This is a genomic window from Rathayibacter rhapontici (genome assembly GCF_001995175.1).
Classification (GTDB): domain Bacteria; phylum Actinomycetota; class Actinomycetes; order Actinomycetales; family Microbacteriaceae; genus Rathayibacter.
Map to the genome: position 1 here is coordinate 16,532 of NZ_MUKN01000024.1, position 17,986 is coordinate 34,517.

The window sequence follows — 17,986 nt, forward strand, 5'->3', positions numbered from 1 at the left end:
TCATGTACAGCAACCTCTCGCCCGCCCTCGGTGCCGGAGCCGGCGCCGGAGTCCTCGCGTCGACCGGGTTCAACTCGCTGTGGTTCGGCCTCGCGGCCTTCGCCCTCATCGCCACGGGCACCGCGATCATGCGCATCGTGCCGCGCCGTCACCGCGAGGTCGAGGAGGTCTGAGCCTCAGCGCTTGACCGCCGCGGTGGCCGCCGAGGTGCGCACCGTGCTCGTGTAGCCGGTCTTCGTGCCGGTGACCGAGACCGTGATCTTCGAGCCGAGGAGCAGAGCCCCCGGCTTGTAGGTGGCGGCGGTCGCTCCGCTGATCGCCACTCCGTTCGCCCGCCACTGGTACTTCAGCGTCACGGGTGATGGGCCCCACGTGCCCGGCTTGGCGGTCAGCGTCGAGCCGACCTTGACGCTCCCCGAGATCGTCGGCGTCGCCGCGGTCAGCGTGCCGGTGGCGACGGCCGCCGTGGGAGCGGAGGTGCGGGTCTCGGGCGCGTAGCCGGCCTTCGTGCCGGTCACGTCGACGGTGAGGACCGCCCCCGCGGTCGCGCTGGTCGGTGTGTAGGTCGCTCCTGTCGCCCCGCTGATCGGCACGCCGTTCGCCTCCCACTGGTACGAGAGGGCGACCGGGGCGGGAGTCCACACGCCGGGCTGCACGGTCAGCGCCGAGCCGACCTTCGGGGTGCCGGCGATCACGGGCGCCCCCGCGGTCAGCGCGGCGTCGGAGCGGTAGACGGCGACGTGGTCGACGCTCATGGTGCCGCCCGAGGACTTCGGTGCGCTCGCGCTGTCGCAGCCGCAGACGCCGTTCGGCAGGCCGCCTCCGATCGCGAGGTTCAGGATGAGGAAGTAGTCGTTGCCGATGGCGGCGCTCCACGCCTCCGGGCTCAGGCCGGCCTGCTCGACGGTGTGGCGGACCTCGCCGTCGACGAGGAACTGCAGCGACTCCTGACCGGCGACGCGCCGATCGATCAGCGCGGAGTAGGTGTGGAACTCGGTGAGGCAGCCGACGCAGTCCTGCAGTCCGCTCGTCAGCCCGTACGGCTCGTCGCACTCGCCGGCGTCGACGAGGTCGCAGTGGAAGGTCTGGATGACCTGTGAGGTGCCGTTGACCGCCTCGAGGATGTCGATCTCACCCGTCCGCGGCCAGTCGATCGCTCCGTTCTCGTCGAGGCCCAGGGCCCAGAACGCGGGCCAGTAGCCGGTCGCCTGCACGGGGTTCGGCTGGCGGATCGACGCGGTCATCAGCAGCTGCCCGCCGACCGGCGCCGAGAACGACTTGTCGGCGGTGATGATGCGGCCGGAGGTCCAGGCTCCCGATGCGTCGCGGAGCGCCCGGATGCCGAGGTTGCCGGCGCCGTCGAGGAAGACGTTGCCGGTGGAGGCGGTGGTGCGGTCGATCGCGCCGGTGCCCCAGGTGCCGAGCTCGTGGATCCACGCGGGGCCCGCGGGGGAGCCGGCTGCGCCGTCGAAGTCGTCGGCGAAGACGGTGGTCCAGCCCTCGGCGGGCGCCGGGGCGGCGAGGGCGACGGCGGGGGCGGACGCGCTGGTCTCGGCGGCCTCCGCGGTCGTGACGGAGGCTCCTCCGCTCAGTGCGACCGCGGTCGCGAGGGACGCGATCGCGGCCAGGGCACTCGTTCGGACGGCTCGTGGGCGCACGGCGGACCCCTGTCTTGCTCGGCGGACCGAGGCGTTCCTCGTTCTCGCACCGCAGGTTAGGAGCGGGGGTCGAGGACTGCTCACCCGTCGCTCGGGGGTCAAAGACTGGATGAAACCTCAGCTTGGGCTGGGTGTCCACCGGACGAGGGGCGGTCCGCGGGCGGAGGGCGGCGGTCGAAGTGTGCAACCGAGGTCGGGAGTGCCGACAAGGCCCTCTCGACGCCGATCCGCCCCGTTCGACCTCGGTTGCGAACCGTGCGACCCGCACAAGTAAGGAGGAGAGCGTCGAAGTCGACGAAGACGGAGCGATTGCGCCGCTCAGCCTCATCTCTGCAGGTCGACACCGCGGCCCACAGCCGGCAGCAGCGGCAGCAGCCCCCTCGCCTGCGCCCACCCCCGCCTACGATGGACCGCGATGTCGATCGCCGCCCCGCCCCGCCCCCGGTCCCGCACCGGTCGACGAGTGGGCATCGGGCTCGCCCTCGTCGCCGCCGCCGTCGCGCTGCGGCTGCTCTCGCCGGACGCCGCGGGCGACGTGCTGTCGGACGCCGTCCGCGACTTCCTCACCCTCTCGATCAGCGTCGTCATCGAGTCGCTGCCCTTCGTGTTCCTGGGCATCGTGCTCTCGATCGCCGTGCAGCTCTGGGTGCCCGAGGCCGTGCTGCTGCGGATCCTGCCGAAGCGCGCCCTGCCGCGGCGCATGGTGATCTCGCTGCTCGGCGTGCTCCTCCCTGTCTGCGAGTGCGGCAACGTACCGCTGGCCCGCGGGCTGATCGTGAAGGGGCTGTCGGTCTCGGAGTCGATGACGTTCCTGCTCGCGGCGCCGATCGTGAATCCGATCACGATCATCACGACCTACCAGGCGTTCGGCTGGGAGGACGGGATCCTCGTCTGGCGCATCGTCGGCGGCTTCGTGATCGCGAACCTGGTCGGCTGGATCTTCAGCCGCCACTCCGAGCCGATGTCGTTGCTCACCGACCGCTTCCGCGCGGCCTGCGAGGCGGGGGAGCGCGCCCCCGGAACGCTCCGCGCCCGCTCCCGCCGCAGCGTGCTGCTCTTCGCCGAGGAGACCGGAGCGATGCTGCCGGCGCTGTTCGTCGGCTCGGCGATCGCGGGGCTGATCCAGGTCGGGGTCTCGCGTGACGTGCTCACCACCCTCGGCGGCAACCCGCTCTGGTCGGTGCTCGCGCTGATGGTCCTCGCGTTCGTCATCTCGATCTGCTCGAACGTCGACGCCTTCTTCGTGCTGTCCTTCGGCTCCACGTTCCTGCCCGGCGGCATCATCGCGTTCCTCGTCTTCGGTCCGATGATCGACATCAAGATGCTGGCGCTGCTGCGCACCACCTTCTCGGTGCCCACCCTCGTGCGGATGACGGTCCTGGTCGGGCTGTGCTCCGCCGTCCTCGGATTGGCGGTCAACCATGCGCTCTGAGCGACTCCTCACCCGCTGGAAGGGCGTGATCCTCAGCGTCATCGGCGTCGTGTCGACGCTCTGGCTCGCGGCGACCGGTCGGCTCGGCCTCTACATCCACCCGCGCTACTTCGAGTTCACGGTGATCCTCGCCGTGATCGCGGCGGTGCTGCTGCTGCTCGCGTTCGCGATCGTGCCGAGCGCGGACGAGAGTGAGGGAGCGGGCGTCGAGGAGTCGGACGCCCACGGCCACCTGCACGACCACGCGCCCGGTCACCCGTGGCGGGCGCGGCTCGCGGTGCTCGGCGGGGTCGCGATCATCGTGGCCGCGGGAGTCGCGCTGCTCGTCGTGCCGCCCGCCGCGCTCACCGCCGGTACCGCCGTGCAGCGCGAGGTGAACACGAGCGCCGTCGACTCCGCCGCGCTGGTCGCCGCGCCGACCGGCGACTACGCCTCGTTCTCGGTGCGCGACTGGGCCACGCTCCTGCGCTCCGGAGCGAGCGAGCAGTTCCTCGCGGGCACGACCGCGACGGTCAGCGGATTCGTGACCCCCGACGCCGACGACCCCGAGAATGTCTTCTACGTCGCCCGCTTCGTCGTCACGTGCTGCGCCGTCGACGCGCAGCCGGTCGGCGTTCCCGTCTACCAGCCCGGCTGGGCCGACACCTACACCGAGGGCCAGTGGCTCGAGATGTCCGGCGGCTTCGGGGCGAACGCGAGCGTGACGAGCGCCGAGGCGGTCGTGCTCGAGCCGTCGGCGGTCGCCGAGATCGACGAGCCGGCGATGCCCTATGTCTACTGACCCCTGGGACGAGGAGCCGGAGGAGTTCCGGCCGCGCCGCTCCCGCGAGCCGCGCACCGCCTCCGCTCTCGGCTTCTCCCGCGTGTTCTGGGGCGCGACCCTGGCTCTGGTGCTCGGGGTCGGCGGGTTGACCGCCGCGACGATCGGCACGGGCCCTCGCGTGACCTCGCTCGAGGTCAGCGCCGACGGCGTCGTCGAGCGCGACGGCGGGCGGGCCCGGGTGCACCTCGATCAGGACCTCGCTCCCGACGCGCTCGAGCGGGTCACCGTGACTCCGGAGGCCGAGCACACCGTCCAGCTCGAGGACGGAGTGGTCACCGTGACCTTCGCCGACACCCTCCGCTACGCGACGGAGTACGCGATCGCGATCGACGACGCGCGCGGCCTCGCGACCGGGGCGACGGCGGACGTGACCGCCTCCTTCACCACGAAGGACCCGGACCTCTTCACCCTCGACCGCACCGCCGATCCGGCCGAGCCCGACGCGATCCGCGTGCGCCCGCTGTCCGGAGGGGAGGCGCGCGTCGTCGCGACCGCCGACCGGATCCAGGACTACGTCGTGGTGGGTCCGCTGCTCGTGCTGGCGACCCTCGAGCCCGACGACACGAACCTCCTCCGGACCGTCGCGCTCGACACCGGCGACGAGGGCGTCATCCCGCTGCCCGGTCCGGGCGTCGTGCGCGAGCTGCACGCGGCGTCCGAGAAGGGCGTGCTGGGCTGGACCTTCACCGGCGAGGCGCCGACGGGACCGCTCGACCGCGCGCTCTACTCCTACGACCTCACCGACCAGAAGGCCGAGGCGGTCGCGGTCACCGGGATCGACGGCGGGCCCCTGCGCGCCCGCGACTGGCTGTTCGTGCCGGGCACCACCTCCGTGGTCACCCACTCCGTCGACGACACGGTGCTGCTGGTCGACCTGCTCGTGCCCGGAGCGATCAGCCCGCTCGGCCAGCACGCCGAGCTGCGCGGCTTCGTCCCGGGCGCGAACCGGCTCGTGGTCGCGGACCCCGACCGCGGGTCGCTGATCGACCTGGCCGACGGCTCCGTCGAGACGCTCGCGCTGCCGGTCGCCGACGTGAGCGCGACCGCGTCGCCGGTGCAGCTGCTGCTGCTCGACTCCTCGAGCTACGTGGAGCTCGAGGCCGAGTACTCGCCCGAGGACGGATCGACGCAGTACTCCGTCGTGCGGGTCGACGCGAGCGGGACGACCGAGATCTTCCGCACGTCGCCGACGGGCCGCATCCGGAGCGTCTGCCTCTCGCCGAACGGGCAGTTCCTGGCGGTCGAGGCGGTGTCGGTCGAGGGCGAGCCCGACGACTACCCGGAGGTGCCGGGCTTCAGCGCGACCTCGACGGTGCTCGTCGACCTCGGCTCGGGCGACACCTCGCGCAGCGTGAACGGCGTCTCGCGCGACTGGTGCGCGTAGGGCCGTCCCGCCTGATCGCCCAGGCCCGCCCCCTTTTGTGCTGATCGAGTAGGCCCGCAGGGCCGTATCGAGATCCCCGTCACCAGGACTGCGGGCCCCGCGCGGCTACTCGACCGGCGGGGAGTCGAAGCGGGCGCCCTCGGCGCGGCCGGGCATCAGGAACCAGATCATCAGCACGACCCAGCCCGCGATCGGGATCAGGATGATCAGGAACCACGTGCCGCTGCGGCCGACGTCGTGCAGCCGCCGCCAGATCAGCGCGAGCCCGGGGATCAGCGTCACCAGCGCGATCAGGATCGACAGCCCGGTGACCCACGGCGTCGCGAAGTCCGTCCCCGTCGTGAAGGGCGATGTCGTGAACGTGTAGCGCGACAGGGAGCCGTCGGCCCACCGCAGCAGGAGGTTCACGATCAGGGTGGCGAGGATGATCCACCAGTACTCCGCGCGGCTCGCTCGCCCGCTGAAGGTCGCGTACTTGCGGAAGAAGCGGGTGATCGCCTCGCCGGCGGGCGCTCCCGGGTAGGGCAGGTGCAGCGGAGGAATCGGCGCGGTCCGGCTCATGCGGATGCTCGGGCGTCGGCGGTCGTCTGGGCCATCCCTCGACGCTACGCCGCGGAGCGACGCGTGCCCTCCCTCGCGCGGGGGAGCCGCCGCGCTCAGCAGCGGTCCGCGTCCACTCATGCCCGGCTGAGCGCTCGAGACGACTCAGGACGGGGTGCAGCGACCGGCGACGGCCCGGTCCGCGTCGACTCGTGCGCCGGGCGACTCGCGAGTGGACGGAGGACGGGGTGCGGCGACCAGCGAGGGCCCGGTCCGCGTCGACTCGTGCTCCGGGCGCTTCGGGGGTGAACGCGGGCGCCGACGTCGACTACGCGGTGACGCGCTCCGCCCGGCCCTGCACCGGAGCCGCCGCCCGCCCCGCGCGCCACTCCACCACCAGGCTCACCACGAGTCCGAGGGCCACGATGCCGAGGGCGAACCAGGGCAGGGCGCCGAGGCCGCTGCCGTCGATGACCAGGCCGCCCACGATCGCTCCGCCGCCGATGCCGATGTTGAACGCCGTGGTCTGCAGGGCGGCCGCGAGGCTGCGCAGCTGGAAGGAGGCGGTCCGCAGCATCCGCGTCTGCAGCATCGCGGGGATGCCTCCGAACGCGATGTTCCAGACGACCGCCGCGACGACCACGAGCGCCGGCACGCCGGAGCCCGCGGCGAACGACAGCCCCGCGAGTGCCGCGAGGACCGCGAGGGCGGCCACGACGAATCCGGAGCGGGGGAAGCGGTCGGTCGCGAAGCCGGCGAGCACGAGGCCCACGGCCCCCGCGCCGCCGAAGGCGAAGAGCACGAGCGGGATCGTGTCGGGCGCGAACTGCGCCTCCTCGAGCCAGGGCGTGATGTAGGTCGAGAGGGTGTTCTGGCCGATCAGCACGAGCAGGATCACGAGGCAGACACCGAGGATCCGGGGCAGCGAGCGGTCCTTGCGGGCGGGCAGGCGGATCTCGCCGGTGCGCACCGGGACGATGTGCTCGACCGCGGGCAGGTAGCGGATGACGACGAGCGCGAGGATCAGGACGATGCCGCCGAGGATCGCGAAGGTCGGACGCCAGCCGAAGGCGTGGCCGAGGGCCGTGCCCACCGGCACGCCGAGCACGAAGGCCGCGGAGCCGCCGCCCGCCGTGATCGCGGTCGCCCGCCCGAGGTGCTCGGGAGCGACGAGGTGCGCGGAGTAGGCGGCGACGACCGCCCAGAACAGGCCGTGGGCGAGCCCGCCGAGGATCCGGGCGCCGACCAGCAGCTCGAAGGTCGGCGCGAGGGCGGCGAGGACGTTCGCGACCGCGATGATCCCCAGCGCGACGAGCACGAGGCTCTTCCGCGAGAAGCGCTGCGTGACGAGGGTCAGCGGAGTGGTCGCCACCACGACGGTCGCCGCGAAGATCGTGACCAGCTGACCGGTCACCGGGATGCTCACGCCGAGGTCGCGCGACATGTCGGGGATGAGCCCGGTCGGCAGGAACTCGCTGGTCACCGACACGAAGATCGCGCCGGCCAGCGTGAGCAGGCCGATCCAGGGGAACACGGGGGTCTTGACGTCGGTCAACGGAGTCCAAGCGGGGGAGGGGGCGGAGGGGGACCCTCCAGCGTCGCACGCCGCCGCGGCCCGGAGCGGCGGGCGACGGATTCTGGACAGCGGGTGTTCATGTGGGCGGATGCGGGTCCGATCGCCCTCAGAAGTCAGGCTGAGGGGCTCGAACGAGGCGGAATCGCCCGGATCGGCACTGCCGGCCTTCGTTCTGCAGGCGGATCGGCGACGACGGCTCCGTCGAGCCGTCTCTGTCGCCTCGGACGCTGAGGCGGCCGCGCGACGACCGGAGGCCCGCGCCGGTTCCGCCGACAGCTGTCGTGCACCTACGGTCGTAGACATGCCCTCCTCCGTCGCCCGCCGTCGCCTCGCGATCTTCGCCTTCATGCTCGTCTTCGGCATCGGGATGGCCTCGTGGGTGGTCCGCACGCCCGCCGTGCGCGATCTGCTCAGCGCCTCGACGGCGCAGATGGGGCTCGTGCTGCTCGGGCTGTCGGTCGGCTCGATGACCGGCGTCCTCTCCTCCGCGGCGATCGTGCGGCGCCGGGGCGTGCGGTTCACGGTGACGATCGGCGGCCTCTCGTTCACGAGCGGAGTCGCGCTCGTCGGCCTCGCCGCGAACCTCTCGTCGGCTCCGGGCGTCTTCGTCGGCCTCGCGCTCGTGGGCCTCGGCATCGGCGTGTCCGAGATCGCGCTGAACCTGGAGGGCGCGGCGCTCGAAGCGGTCTCGGGCCGCTCGGTCCTCCCCGCGCTGCACGGCTGCTTCAGCCTCGGCACCGTCGTCGGCGCGGTGGCCGGCATCGGGCTGACCGCGATCGACTTCCCTGTGCTCTGGCAGCTGCTGGCGGTGGCGGTGCTCAGCGCGGCGCTGCTCGTCACGGTCATCCGCTCGGTGCCGACCGGCACCGGCAAGATCGTGCCGGGAGCGCCCGGGGAGCCCGCCGCGGTGCGCACGGGCGGGCCGGTCTGGCGGCAGCCGCGCGTGCTCGCGCTCGGTGCCATCGTGCTCGCCCTGGCGCTGGCCGAGGGCTCGGCCATGGACTGGCTGCCGCTGCTGATGGTCGACGGCTACGGAGCGACCGCCACGGTCGGCACGATCGTGTTCGCCGGATTCGCGGCGGCGATGACCGTCGGGCGCTTCGTCGGCGCTCCGCTGCTCGCCCGGTTCGGCAACGTCGCCGTGCTGCGGGCGAGCGCCCTGGTCTCGGCCGCGGGCATCGCGGTCGTGGTCGTCGCCGACAGCGCGGCGATGGCCGGAGTCGCGGTCGCGCTGTGGGGGCTGGGCGCGGCGCTCGGGTTCCCCGTCACGCTCTCCTCGGCCGCCGACAGCGACGACCCGACCGCGACCGTGGCCGCCGTGGCGACCGCCGGGTACGTGGCGTTCCTGGTCGGGCCCCCGCTGCTCGGATTCCTCGGCGAGCACTTCGGCCTGCGCGGCGCGATGGTCGTGGTCCTCGTGCTGGTCGCGGCGGTGTCGCTGCTCACCGGAGCGGCCCGGCCGCGCGCCACCGCGGAGCGGGTGGCGGAGCCCGCCTGACGCCGGCCGCCAGTCGAGTAGCGCCGCAGGCGCGTCTCGAGACCCGCCCTGTCCTTCGGTCGCGGGATCTCGACATGCCGCGCTGCGCGGGCTACTCGATTAACCAGGGTGGGCGCGTCGAGCTCTGGCCGACCAGCGGCGCCCTGTGCCGGCCGAGGGGCGCCGTGTCGCGATGGTGGTCGCCACTCCCGCCAGGACACCGAGTGTTGCGAGGGAGGCGACCACGGTGGAGTCCCACTGGGGATGAGCGATCGACACGGGGGCGGCCGCCGTGTTCGGATTGTCGTACGTGCAGATCAGTCCGAGCGGGAACAGGGTGCGCTCGCCGCCCGCGGTGATGGCTTCAGGGTGCGGCGCGAGTCCCTGCGGGGAGGGATACTGCTGGCACTGCTCCCACAGCTGATCGCGGGGACTGCCGTCCGTGCCCCCGATCGCCACGGTCGCCACCGCCACCGGCGCGAGGAGCACGACGGCGAGTATCCCCGCGAGTCGCAGTCGTTCGGCCTTCACGTCGGGCAGCCTATCGACGCGCGTACGCGGTTCCGGAAGGTCTCAGGGGCGGGGCGCGTCGAGCGCTGCTATCCGTCGAACACGTCGCCGCTCGCGAAGGCCGAATCCTCGGGGAGCAGTGCCACCAAGGGCTCGGGGCAGTCGTCGAGGAGGGTGCGTCCGGTGGACGGCATCGGGTCCCTGGTGAACTCGGCCTCGACGCGATAGCAGGTGTAGGCCTGGGTCGGACTCGCCCCGTCGACGACGGGGGAACGGGGGCCGGAGGCGATGAAGACCGACACCTCCGTCGAGAAGGGGGTCGAGGAGATGTCGTAGAGGACGACGCCGCCCGCATCGAGGTCGAGTCCGGACGCGGTGGACGTCTCCCCGTCCCAGCGCATGCCGCTCAGTGCAGCGAGGTACGGCTCGGGCTCGTCGACCTGCGGCTGGAGGAGCTGGGAGGACAGCGGGTCCTCGAAAGCCATGATCTGCCGTGCGAGCACGTCGTCGATCCCGCTCTCGTAGCCCTCGTAGCGGGTCGGTCCGCATCCGGAGAGGAGGAGTGCGGCTGCACTCGCCGTCGTCGCGTGCGCGATCGCGCGGCCCCATTCCATGGGCGCCACCCTAGGCGAGCGATCACGCCACAGGCTCTGCGCGCCACGCCCCGACGGGATCGCTCTCCGAGCCGGTGAACGAGGCTGTCACCCCGTGCCCTACTCTCGCCTCATGCGCGAGTCGTCCCCACCGTCGATCCGGCGGAGGATCGCGCGTCTGACCCGCCTCGGTCTCGTGGATGTCGACGCCGGGGTGGTGAGCAGGTCGGTCCTCGGGGTCGTGCTCGGCGCGGTCTTCGTCGTCGTCGGCCTCGTCACGGAGGAGCGATGGACCATCCCGTTCGGCGTCGGACTGGCGATCGTGTCGCTCGCGGTCCTGGTCGACCGGCGTCGCGAGCGGGAGAAGTAGCGGGCGTCCTACGCCCCTCCGACGGCTGGTCGAGGAGCGCCGGAGGCGCGCATCGAGACCCCGATGTCCTGAAGCCGGGGGTCTCGATACGCCGCGCTCCGCGCGCTACTCGATGAGCGAGCGAGGCGGTCAGCCCTCGACGGCCGCGATCTCGATCGGGGCGCCCGGGAGGGACGCCGTCTCGAGGATCTCGCCCGTCGCGGTGTCGACCGCGTGGATCTCGGAGGTGGCGGGCTCGGTCACGTACGCGACGTCGCCCAGCACGACCAGCGCGGGGTGCGCGTCCTGCCACTCGATCGGGCCGGACCACGGTGCGACGACCGGGTACGACGCGGTGATCCGCCCGGTGGCCACGTCGAGGGCGTGCAGCGCGCCGTCGGTGCCCAGGATCAGGCCGTTGTCGTCGCTCGTGCGGGCGATGCCGCGCCAGGTGTAGCCGACGCCCTCGGGCAGGTCGAGCACGGTGGAGGTCTTGGCGACGGTGTCGGTGAGCACCACGGAGGAGAGCTCGACGCCCTCCGCGTCCGGGTCGCTGTTGTAGTCGCCGATCGTGATCGCCGAGGTCTCGCTCACGTACTGGTTGCCGGTGCGGCCGTAGGCGTCCGGAGCGGTGATCTTGGTGAACGCGCCGTCGTCGTAGACCAGCACGCCGTTGCTGCAGCCGAAGACCGCGATCTCGTCGCGGCCGCGCCCTCGCCGTGCACCGAGGGGCAGTCCTCGCTGCGGCCGGTCTCCTCGCGGGAGGAGTCGAGCGCGCGGACGCCGGTGCGCGACTCGCTGTCGCCGATCGTGGTCAGCAGGGTGCCGTCCTCGAGCTCGATCGAGACGCCGTGGTGGGCGGCGGGGGACTCGATCGTCTCGGACTCGGGCAGCTCGCCGTCGGCCACGGCCGGTGCGAGGTCGGCGGTGTCGAAGACGGTGGTCGCTCCGGTGCCGTCGGCGAACAGGATCGTCCTGCCGCCGTGGCGGACCACGTGGCCGGGGGTCGGCGCGTCGAAGAGAGGTCGGTCAGCTCGGGCTCGCCCGCTCCGGCGCCGGTGTCGAGGACGCGGAAGCCCTCCTCGGTCGACACGAGCACGGTGCGCCCGTCGCCCGCGGAGTTGACCCGGTTGAAGCCCGAGAGCTCGATGTCGGACTCGAGGTCCAGCGTCGTGCCGTCGAGCACGAGCAGTCCGCCGTCGTAGGTGAGGGCGACGCGCGGGCCGGAGGGAGCGGCGGGGGCGGAGGAGGCCGGCGCTGCGGCGTTCCCGGATCCCGAGCAGGCGGTGAGGGCGAGAGCCGCGGTGGCGGCGAGTGCGGCCGCGGCGAGCGCGCGGCGGTGAGGGGTGTTCATGGGTTCCTTCGTGGTCGAGCCGTCGCCGGCGCGTGGACGGAGTGTCAGGGAGACAGTCCGGTGGAGACGAGGCGCTCGTTGCTGCGCATCATCTCGAGGTAGGTGGGAGCGCCTCCGTCGGGGGCGGTCAGGGATTCGGTGAACAGGGCGACGACGTCGACGTCGACGTCGGCCTCGTCGGCGAGCACCTGCACGAGTCGGTCGGGCTGCGACGAGTCGGCGAAGATCGTCGGCACGCCGGCCTCCTCGATCGCCGAGGTCAGCTCCTCGAGGTCGGAGGCGCTGGGCGCCGCGAGGGTCGTCCCGCTCGGCAGCACCGCGCCGATCACGCGGAAGCCGAAGCGGTCGGCGAGGTAGCCGAAGACGTGGTGGTTCGTGACGAGCGCGCGGCGCTCCTCCGGGATCGCGGCGAACGACGCCGTCATCTCGGCGTCCAGCGCCTCGAGTTCGCCCCGGTACGCGGCGACGCTCGCGGCGAGGGCGGAGGAATCCACTCCGTCGATCGCGAGGAGCGGCTCGAGGCCGTCGACGACGTCGATCATCCGCTGGGGGTCGGTCCAGAAGTGCGGGTCGACCTCGCCCTCCGCGTCGCCCTCGGTGTACGCGAGCGTCTCGATCAGGTCGCCCGCGGCGACCACCTCGACGCCCTCGGCGGCGGCCGCGTCGACGTGCTGCTGCAGTCCCTCCTCCAGGCCCAGCCCGTTCGAGACGATCAGGTCGGCGTCGAGCAGGCGCGCCGCCTCCCGGGCCGAGATCTCGAACGAGTGCGGGTCGCGTCGGGCGCCATGAGCGTCATCACCTCGGCCTGGCCGCCGACGAGGCGCTCGACGACGTCGCCGAGGATGTTCGTGGTGACGACCACGAGGGGCCCGTCGGCGGAGGCGGGGCCCGAGCAGCCCGCGGTCAGAGCGCCGAGCGAGAGGGCGGCCGAGGCGGCGAGCGCGCGTGCGAGGCGCCTCATCGTCCGGTCTCCACGAGGAGGCGGGCGTCGAGCGCGAAGCTCCGGGCGACCCGGGCGGAGTCGCCGTAGTCGATCTCGTGCACGAGCCCGGTCGCGGGCGAGTTCACGTAGGCGCGCGACACGTCCACCTCGACGGCGACGCCCGCGGGCAGGCGCCCCTCGACCAGGTCGGCGGCGAGCAGCGGCTCCGTGGCGGCGGCGCCTCCCTCCGGAGTCAGGGCGACGACACGGCCGCTGCGATCGAGGCCGACCACGGTGTCGTCGGTGTCCGAGACGGCGCTCGCCGCGAGCAGCGGCTCGGCGGTGGGGATCAGGGTCCAGGTGCGGGCGCGGGTGTCGAGCAGCCACGCGCCGCGCTCGCCGGCCACGGCGGCCACCGCGGGGCGGCCCGGGCGGGACGAGAACGCGCCGGCGACGTCGGCCGCAGCGGTCCCGTCGGGATACGGGATGCGCTCGAAGGCGACGCCGTCGTCGTCGGCCACGGCCAGCACCGCGCCGTCGGCGCAGCCGAAGACCGCGCCGACCCGGGTGATCGCGGAGCCGCGCAGCTCGAGGCACTCGGCGCTGTCGCCGGTCGCCTCGCCGTCGGCCGAGAAGACCGCGACGGAGGAGGCGCGCTCGTCGCCCTCCTCCGCGACCGAGCCCACGAGCACGTCGCCCAGGGGGAGCAGCGCGCCGTCGTGCGGCACGCCCTCGATCCGCCCGCGCTCCTCGATCCCGCCCGCGGCGAGCGCGTCGGCGTCGAGCACGACGCCCGTGCCGGAGTCGCCGAACCAGGCCGAGGTCAGGGTGGAGGAGGAGGCGACGCGCGCCTCTCCGGCACCTCCGTCGATCTCGCCGACGACGCGCGGCTCGGCGAGGTAGTAGTGGGAGTGGTCGCCGTGCGGCACCGTCCACGCCCCGCCGTCGACGATGCGGAGCACGCCGTCGGCCGACGAGGCGAAGGCGTAGCGGCCGTCGGTCTCGAGCCGGGTGACGTCTCCGTCGAGCGCCGCGAGTTGGACGGACTCCTCCGTGGCGGGGTCGAACGCGCTGAGCACGGCGCCGGACAGGGTGACGAGGCGCAGCTGCGGCTCCTGCATCTCGGCGGCGCCCTGGATGTAGCCGTGACCGTCGGAGCCTGCGGGGTTGGAACCCGTGGCGTCGGAACCCGTGGCGTCGGAGGCGGCGGGGGAGCTCGAGCAGGCGGCGAGGGCGAGCAGCGCGCCCGAGGCGGTCAGGAGCAGCGGGGTGGAACGGGGGATCACGGGTGGGACGGCTCTTTCGTGTCGGAGACGGAGGATGCGAGGGAGTCGGAGGCGGCAGCGCCGGCGAGAGGAGTGGACGGAGTGGGCGGAGTGGGCGCGGCGGCCGGGACCGCGGAGAGCGCCGCTCCCGATCGCGCGGCCAGGCGGGCGACTCCGTCGCGCAGTGCCGCCGAGACGACGACGAGCCCGACGGACGCCGCCGCGATGCTCGCTCCGGCGGCCGTCGCGGCGTACCAGGACACGAGCAGCCCGATCACGACGGCGACCGCGCCGAGGACGGCGGCCAGCGCCATGGTCGCGGGGATCCCGCGGGTCCAGTGCCCGGCGGCCGCGGCGGGCGCGAGCAGCAGCCCGACCACGAGGAGGCTCCCCACGGCCTGGTACGACGCGACGACCACGAGGGTGACCAGCCCGACCAGCACGACGTGCGCCAGTCGGGGGCGCAGGCCCAGCGTCGCGGCGACGCGCTCGTCGAACGCGAGGGCCACGAACGGGCGGTGGAACACGACGACGAGCACCAGGACGACGGCCAGTGCGATCGCCAGCAGCACCAGGTCCCCCTCGCCGATCGCGAGGACGTCGCCGAACAGGATCGCGGTGAGGTCGGTGGCGAAGGAGCGCGAGCGCGACACGATGATCACGCCCAGCGCGAGCATCCCGACGTAGAACAGGCCGATCGTGACGTCGGGGGAGGAGCGGGGGCGGCGGGCGACGAGGCCCACGCCCGCAGTCATCACGCCCGCGCTGACGGCGGCGCCGAGCACCGGCGGCAGGCCGAGGAGGGCTGCGATCGCCACTCCGGGGAGCAGTCCGTGCGCCATCGCCTCGCCGAGGAACGCCATGCCGCGCAGCACGACCCAGGTCCCGACGACGCCGCACAGCACGGCCACGAGCACGCCGCCCAGCAGGGCGCGCAGCAGGAAGCCGGAGGCGAACGGATCGAGGAGGAAGGACACGGGGCACGACCCTACATGAAAACGATTATCGTTATGATCAAGCCGTGACCTCCTCCGCAGCGCTCCTCGCCCCCGTCGTCCGCCTGCGCTCGGTCGACGCCGCGCACGACGGAATCCCCGCGCTGCACGGCGTCGGCGTGACGCTCGAGCGGGGTTCGCACACCCTGCTCGTCGGGCCTAACGGATCGGGGAAGTCGACGCTGCTCTCGGTGCTCGCGGGCGTGCATCCGCTCAGCGCGGGTGACGTCGACCGGGCGCCCGGAGTGACGATCGGCGTCGTCGTGCAGCGCAGCGCCGTGCCGGATCGACTGCCCGTGACGGTGCGCGACGTGGTGTCGATGGGGCGCTGGGCGGGCCGGCCGCTCGGGCTGCCGCTGGGGCGGACTGACCGCGCGATCGTGGACGAGTGCCTCGAGGCGCTCGACATCGCCGATCTCGGGCGGCGGCCGCTGTCACGCCTCTCGGGCGGTCAGCGGCAGCGCGCGCTGGTCGCGCAGGGGCTCGCGCGACGCGCGGATCTGCTGCTGCTCGACGAGCCGACGTCGGGGGTGGACGAGGGGGCGCAGCAGCTCATCCGCCGAGCGGTGTCGCTCGAGCTCGCCCGCGGGGCGACGGTGGTGGAGGCGACGCACGACGCGTCGGACCTCGGAGTGGGGAGTGCGGTGGTGCGGCTGGTCGACGGGCGCCGGGTGGGCTGACGGGCGGGCACGTCTTGCTGATCGAGTAGCCCGCGGAGCGGGCGTATCGAGATCCACCGCTCCCGGTGGCGCGGGTCTCGATACGCGCCTGCGGCGCTACTCGACCAGCAGGGAGGCGCCCACCGCCCCTCGCTCAGCTGATGTTCGGCGGCCAGGCCGGGCTCAGTCGAGCGTGTACGCGCGCCCGTTGATGAGCAGGGTGTCGGGGTTGTCGACGCCGCGGTCCTCGGAGGTGTTCGACGACTCCGACGCGGCGGCGGGCTGGGCGGCCACGCCCGAGGTGAGCAGGAGTCCGGCCGCGAGGGCGGTGATCATCTTCGTGCGGTTCATCGGCGTCGTCCTTGGCGTCGTGGTGTCCGTCGCACTCCGGGTTCGAAGGCGTTGTGCGGGCGAGACTACGGTCGGAGTCGATGAGGGCCCTGGGTCGTTCCTGTGACCCGCCTGGGTCCGACGGCTTCGTCGGGGCGAGGTCGCGCGAGGACCGGTGCCCAGCCTATGTTCACGATGCCATTGGCGGAAGAGCGGAGTCGGAGCGTCGTTCAGGCTGCCGGCGCCGTCCTGCGCCGTCGGTGCCCCGGGTCACGCCCGTGGCGAAGACGTCGAACGCCGCCGTGATGCGCTCCTCGTCGCCGGTGAGCAGGAGGTCCGCCAGGAGGCCCCTCATCACGCCGAGGATCAGCGTGGCGACCGCGAGCGCCACGGATCGGGAGCGGCCCTCCTCCTCCAGTGCGACGGCGATGAGCTCGACCCGCGTGCGGACGGAGCGCGCGACCGCGTCGGCGAAGACCGGCTCCTGGTGCATGCTCTGCCCGGTGATGGCGAGGAAGAGGCGCACGTACCGGCGCCCCCGTTCACCGGTGGCGCTGGCCCAGATCGCCCGCAGCGGATCGGCGTCGCCGCGGCTCACCTCGGGATCCGCGAACGTCACCGCGAGGACCCGGTCGACGATCTCGGCGATCAGCCGGTCGCGGCTCGTGAAGTGGTGCTCGAGCGTCGCGTGACTCACTCCGGCGCTCACCGCGATGCGGCGCAGCGACAGACCGGTCAGGCCGTGCTCGAGGACGTGCTCCGTCGCCGCCTCCAGCAGCTCCTCGCGGCGGTGGGCGTAGCGGAGAGATCGGCCGTCCACTCGTTCTTCCACGGACCGGATCCTAGCTCCGCCCTGCCGGAGGATTTTGATTGACCGACTGGTAGGGCTTTCCCTAGCCTTCTCGTGACGGGCCTCCCCGTCCGACGCGGTCGTCTCGTGGGGACCGGTCGAGCCCCGGGACGAAAGGACACCTCTCCGATGTCGACACTCACCGCCGGCCTCCGCGCGAGACTCGGCGCCGCCGCGCTGGTCACCCTGCTCGCGACCGGGCTGGTCGCCTCGCCGGCTCAGGCCGCCGACAACCCCTTCGAGCGGGGCCCGGCTCCCTCGGTCTCCAGCATCGAGGCCTCCAGCGGATCGTTCGCCGTCTCGCAGACCAGCGTCTCGCGGTACCTCGTCTCCGGCTTCGGCGGCGGCACGATCTACTACCCCACGAGCACGGCCTCCGGCACCTTCGGCGCCGTCGCGATCGCGCCCGGCTACACCGCTCGCCAGTCGAGCATCGCGTGGCTCGGTCCGCGCCTCGCCTCCCAGGGCTTCGTCGTCTTCACCATGGACACCAACTCGACCTACGACCAGCCGAGTCAGCGCGGCGATCAGCTGCTCGCCGCCCTGCGGTACCTCACCACGACCAGCCAGGTCCGCGACCGCATCGACCCGAACCGCCTCGGCGTGATGGGGCACTCGATGGGAGGCGGCGGAGCGCTTGAGGCGGCGGCCGAGAACCCCGCCCTGCAGGCGGCGATCCCGCTCACGGCCTACAACCTCGACAAGACGTGGCCCGAGGTGGTGACGCCGACCCTCCTGATCGGCGCCGAGGCCGACCGGACCGCGCCGGTGGCGCAGCACTCCGAGCCGTTCTACGACTCGCTGACCTCGGCGAGCGAGAAGGCCTACCTCGAGCTCCGCGGCGCGAGCCACTTCGCTCCGAACACGTCGAACACCACGATCGCGAAGTACAGCATCGCCTGGCTGAAGCGCTACATCGACGACGACGTCCGCTACGAGCAGTTCCTCTGCCCGCCGCCGGCGGTCTCCACCCTGATCAGCGAGTACCGCAGCACCTGCTGACAGCGGGCCCGGCGCGGGGGGAGTCCCTCCGCGCCGGAGGTGGCCGCTGCAGATGCTCGCTCGTGCGAAGTCGCTCGACAAGCCGGTGAGTCCCTCGTTGTGCGCCGACCTCGGGTACCGACCGGTCTGCCGCCCCGGAGCCACGGCGCCAGCTCCGCTAGCTCCGCCAGTCCCGCCAACTCCGCCAGTTCCGCCAGCTCCGAGCCCACGCCCTCCGAAGCAGGGTCGAGACGTGGAGCTTCGCCGTGTTGCCGCTCCTAAGCGGCT

Annotated in this window: 21 protein-coding genes; 8 read left to right on the top strand and 13 right to left on the bottom strand. The window is 72.9% G+C overall.

Annotated elements, in window-relative coordinates:
• The first annotated feature begins 2 nt into the window (after window positions 1-2).
• Complete coding sequence (locus B0T42_RS20480; protein ID WP_170116332.1) at window positions 3-173, top strand: hypothetical protein; 171 nt, start codon at window positions 3-5, stop codon at window positions 171-173.
• A gap of 3 nt (window positions 174-176) precedes the next feature.
• Here B0T42_RS20480 and B0T42_RS09325 read toward each other — a convergent pair whose 3' ends face one another.
• Complete coding sequence (locus B0T42_RS09325) at window positions 177-1,658, bottom strand: family 16 glycosylhydrolase (protein ID WP_077222922.1); 1,482 nt, start codon at window positions 1,656-1,658, stop codon at window positions 177-179.
• Window positions 1,659-2,073: 415 nt separating this feature from the next.
• Between B0T42_RS09325 and B0T42_RS09330 the strand changes: the two genes are divergently transcribed.
• From B0T42_RS09330 to B0T42_RS09340, 3 genes are read left to right on the top strand one after another with little or no spacing between them, the layout of a single operon-like run.
• A complete protein-coding gene (locus B0T42_RS09330; RefSeq protein ID WP_077222923.1) occupies window positions 2,074-3,090 on the top strand; it encodes a permease in 1,017 nt (338 codons plus the stop codon).
• Window positions 3,080-3,871: a TIGR03943 family putative permease subunit gene (locus B0T42_RS09335; RefSeq protein ID WP_077222924.1), complete on the top strand. Its 792-nt coding sequence runs from the start codon at window positions 3,080-3,082 to the stop codon at window positions 3,869-3,871. Before B0T42_RS09330 ends, B0T42_RS09335 begins: the two co-directional genes overlap by 11 nt.
• Window positions 3,861-5,297, top strand: coding sequence for a hypothetical protein (locus B0T42_RS09340; protein ID WP_077222925.1), 1,437 nt, complete (start codon window positions 3,861-3,863; stop codon window positions 5,295-5,297). Before B0T42_RS09335 ends, B0T42_RS09340 begins: the two co-directional genes overlap by 11 nt.
• A 105-nt stretch (window positions 5,298-5,402) precedes the next feature.
• Here B0T42_RS09340 and B0T42_RS09345 read toward each other — a convergent pair whose 3' ends face one another.
• Both B0T42_RS09345 and B0T42_RS09350 read right to left on the bottom strand, forming a co-directional pair.
• Window positions 5,403-5,858 (bottom strand): DUF805 domain-containing protein, encoded by a 456-nt coding sequence (locus B0T42_RS09345; protein WP_158078092.1) that lies wholly within the window; start codon window positions 5,856-5,858, stop codon window positions 5,403-5,405.
• Between the two features lie 307 nt (window positions 5,859-6,165).
• Window positions 6,166-7,392: an MFS transporter gene (locus tag B0T42_RS09350; RefSeq protein ID WP_236720198.1), complete on the bottom strand. Its 1,227-nt coding sequence runs from the start codon at window positions 7,390-7,392 to the stop codon at window positions 6,166-6,168.
• Window positions 7,393-7,714: 322 nt separating this feature from the next.
• Between B0T42_RS09350 and B0T42_RS09355 the strand changes: the two genes are divergently transcribed.
• The gene (locus B0T42_RS09355) at window positions 7,715-8,911 is read left to right on the top strand and encodes an MFS transporter (protein ID WP_077222928.1); all 1,197 of its coding nucleotides are present in this window, start codon (window positions 7,715-7,717) and stop codon (window positions 8,909-8,911) included.
• A gap of 99 nt (window positions 8,912-9,010) precedes the next feature.
• On the opposite strand, the gene B0T42_RS09360 is transcribed toward B0T42_RS09355, so the two are convergent.
• On the bottom strand, window positions 9,011-9,421 hold the full coding sequence (locus B0T42_RS09360; RefSeq protein WP_077222929.1) for a hypothetical protein: 411 nt from the start codon (window positions 9,419-9,421) through the stop codon (window positions 9,011-9,013).
• 68 nt (window positions 9,422-9,489) lie between these two features.
• A complete protein-coding gene (locus tag B0T42_RS09365; RefSeq protein ID WP_077222930.1) occupies window positions 9,490-10,014 on the bottom strand; it encodes a hypothetical protein in 525 nt (174 codons plus the stop codon).
• 112 nt (window positions 10,015-10,126) lie between these two features.
• Between B0T42_RS09365 and B0T42_RS09370 the strand changes: the two genes are divergently transcribed.
• A complete protein-coding gene (locus B0T42_RS09370; RefSeq protein WP_077222931.1) occupies window positions 10,127-10,363 on the top strand; it encodes a hypothetical protein in 237 nt (78 codons plus the stop codon).
• A gap of 129 nt (window positions 10,364-10,492) precedes the next feature.
• On the opposite strand, the gene B0T42_RS21260 is transcribed toward B0T42_RS09370, so the two are convergent.
• The 6 genes from B0T42_RS21260 to aztB form a co-directional block, all read right to left on the bottom strand.
• Window positions 10,493-11,011: a hypothetical protein gene (locus tag B0T42_RS21260; protein ID WP_236720199.1), complete on the bottom strand. Its 519-nt coding sequence runs from the start codon at window positions 11,009-11,011 to the stop codon at window positions 10,493-10,495.
• Entirely contained in the window at window positions 10,933-11,337 is a 405-nt protein-coding gene (locus tag B0T42_RS21265; protein ID WP_236720200.1) for a hypothetical protein, read from the bottom strand. The genes B0T42_RS21260 and B0T42_RS21265 overlap by 79 nt, the downstream gene beginning before the upstream one ends.
• 403 nt (window positions 11,338-11,740) lie before the next feature.
• Complete coding sequence (locus B0T42_RS09380) at window positions 11,741-12,451, bottom strand: metal ABC transporter solute-binding protein, Zn/Mn family (protein WP_342418227.1); 711 nt, start codon at window positions 12,449-12,451, stop codon at window positions 11,741-11,743.
• A complete protein-coding gene (locus B0T42_RS22300; protein ID WP_342418226.1) occupies window positions 12,409-12,657 on the bottom strand; it encodes a hypothetical protein in 249 nt (82 codons plus the stop codon). The genes B0T42_RS09380 and B0T42_RS22300 overlap by 43 nt, the downstream gene beginning before the upstream one ends.
• Complete coding sequence (locus B0T42_RS09385; RefSeq protein ID WP_077222932.1) at window positions 12,654-13,904, bottom strand: hypothetical protein; 1,251 nt, start codon at window positions 13,902-13,904, stop codon at window positions 12,654-12,656. Before B0T42_RS09385 ends, B0T42_RS22300 begins: the two co-directional genes overlap by 4 nt.
• Window positions 13,901-14,860, bottom strand: coding sequence for a zinc ABC transporter permease AztB (gene aztB, locus B0T42_RS09390; protein ID WP_077222933.1), 960 nt, complete (start codon window positions 14,858-14,860; stop codon window positions 13,901-13,903). The genes B0T42_RS09385 and aztB overlap by 4 nt, the downstream gene beginning before the upstream one ends.
• A gap of 44 nt (window positions 14,861-14,904) precedes the next feature.
• Between aztB and aztA the strand changes: the two genes are divergently transcribed.
• A complete protein-coding gene (gene aztA, locus B0T42_RS09395) occupies window positions 14,905-15,558 on the top strand; it encodes a zinc ABC transporter ATP-binding protein AztA (protein ID WP_077222934.1) in 654 nt (217 codons plus the stop codon).
• A 162-nt stretch (window positions 15,559-15,720) separates the two neighbouring features.
• Here aztA and B0T42_RS19990 read toward each other — a convergent pair whose 3' ends face one another.
• The gene (locus B0T42_RS19990; protein WP_158078093.1) at window positions 15,721-15,888 is read right to left on the bottom strand and encodes a hypothetical protein; all 168 of its coding nucleotides are present in this window, start codon (window positions 15,886-15,888) and stop codon (window positions 15,721-15,723) included.
• Window positions 15,889-16,057: 169 nt separating this feature from the next.
• On the bottom strand, window positions 16,058-16,699 hold the full coding sequence (locus tag B0T42_RS19995) for a TetR/AcrR family transcriptional regulator (protein WP_158078094.1): 642 nt from the start codon (window positions 16,697-16,699) through the stop codon (window positions 16,058-16,060).
• A gap of 147 nt (window positions 16,700-16,846) precedes the next feature.
• Between B0T42_RS19995 and B0T42_RS09405 the strand changes: the two genes are divergently transcribed.
• Window positions 16,847-17,719 (top strand): poly(ethylene terephthalate) hydrolase family protein, encoded by an 873-nt coding sequence (locus tag B0T42_RS09405; protein WP_077222935.1) that lies wholly within the window; start codon window positions 16,847-16,849, stop codon window positions 17,717-17,719.
• Window positions 17,720-17,986: the final 267 nt, after the last annotated feature.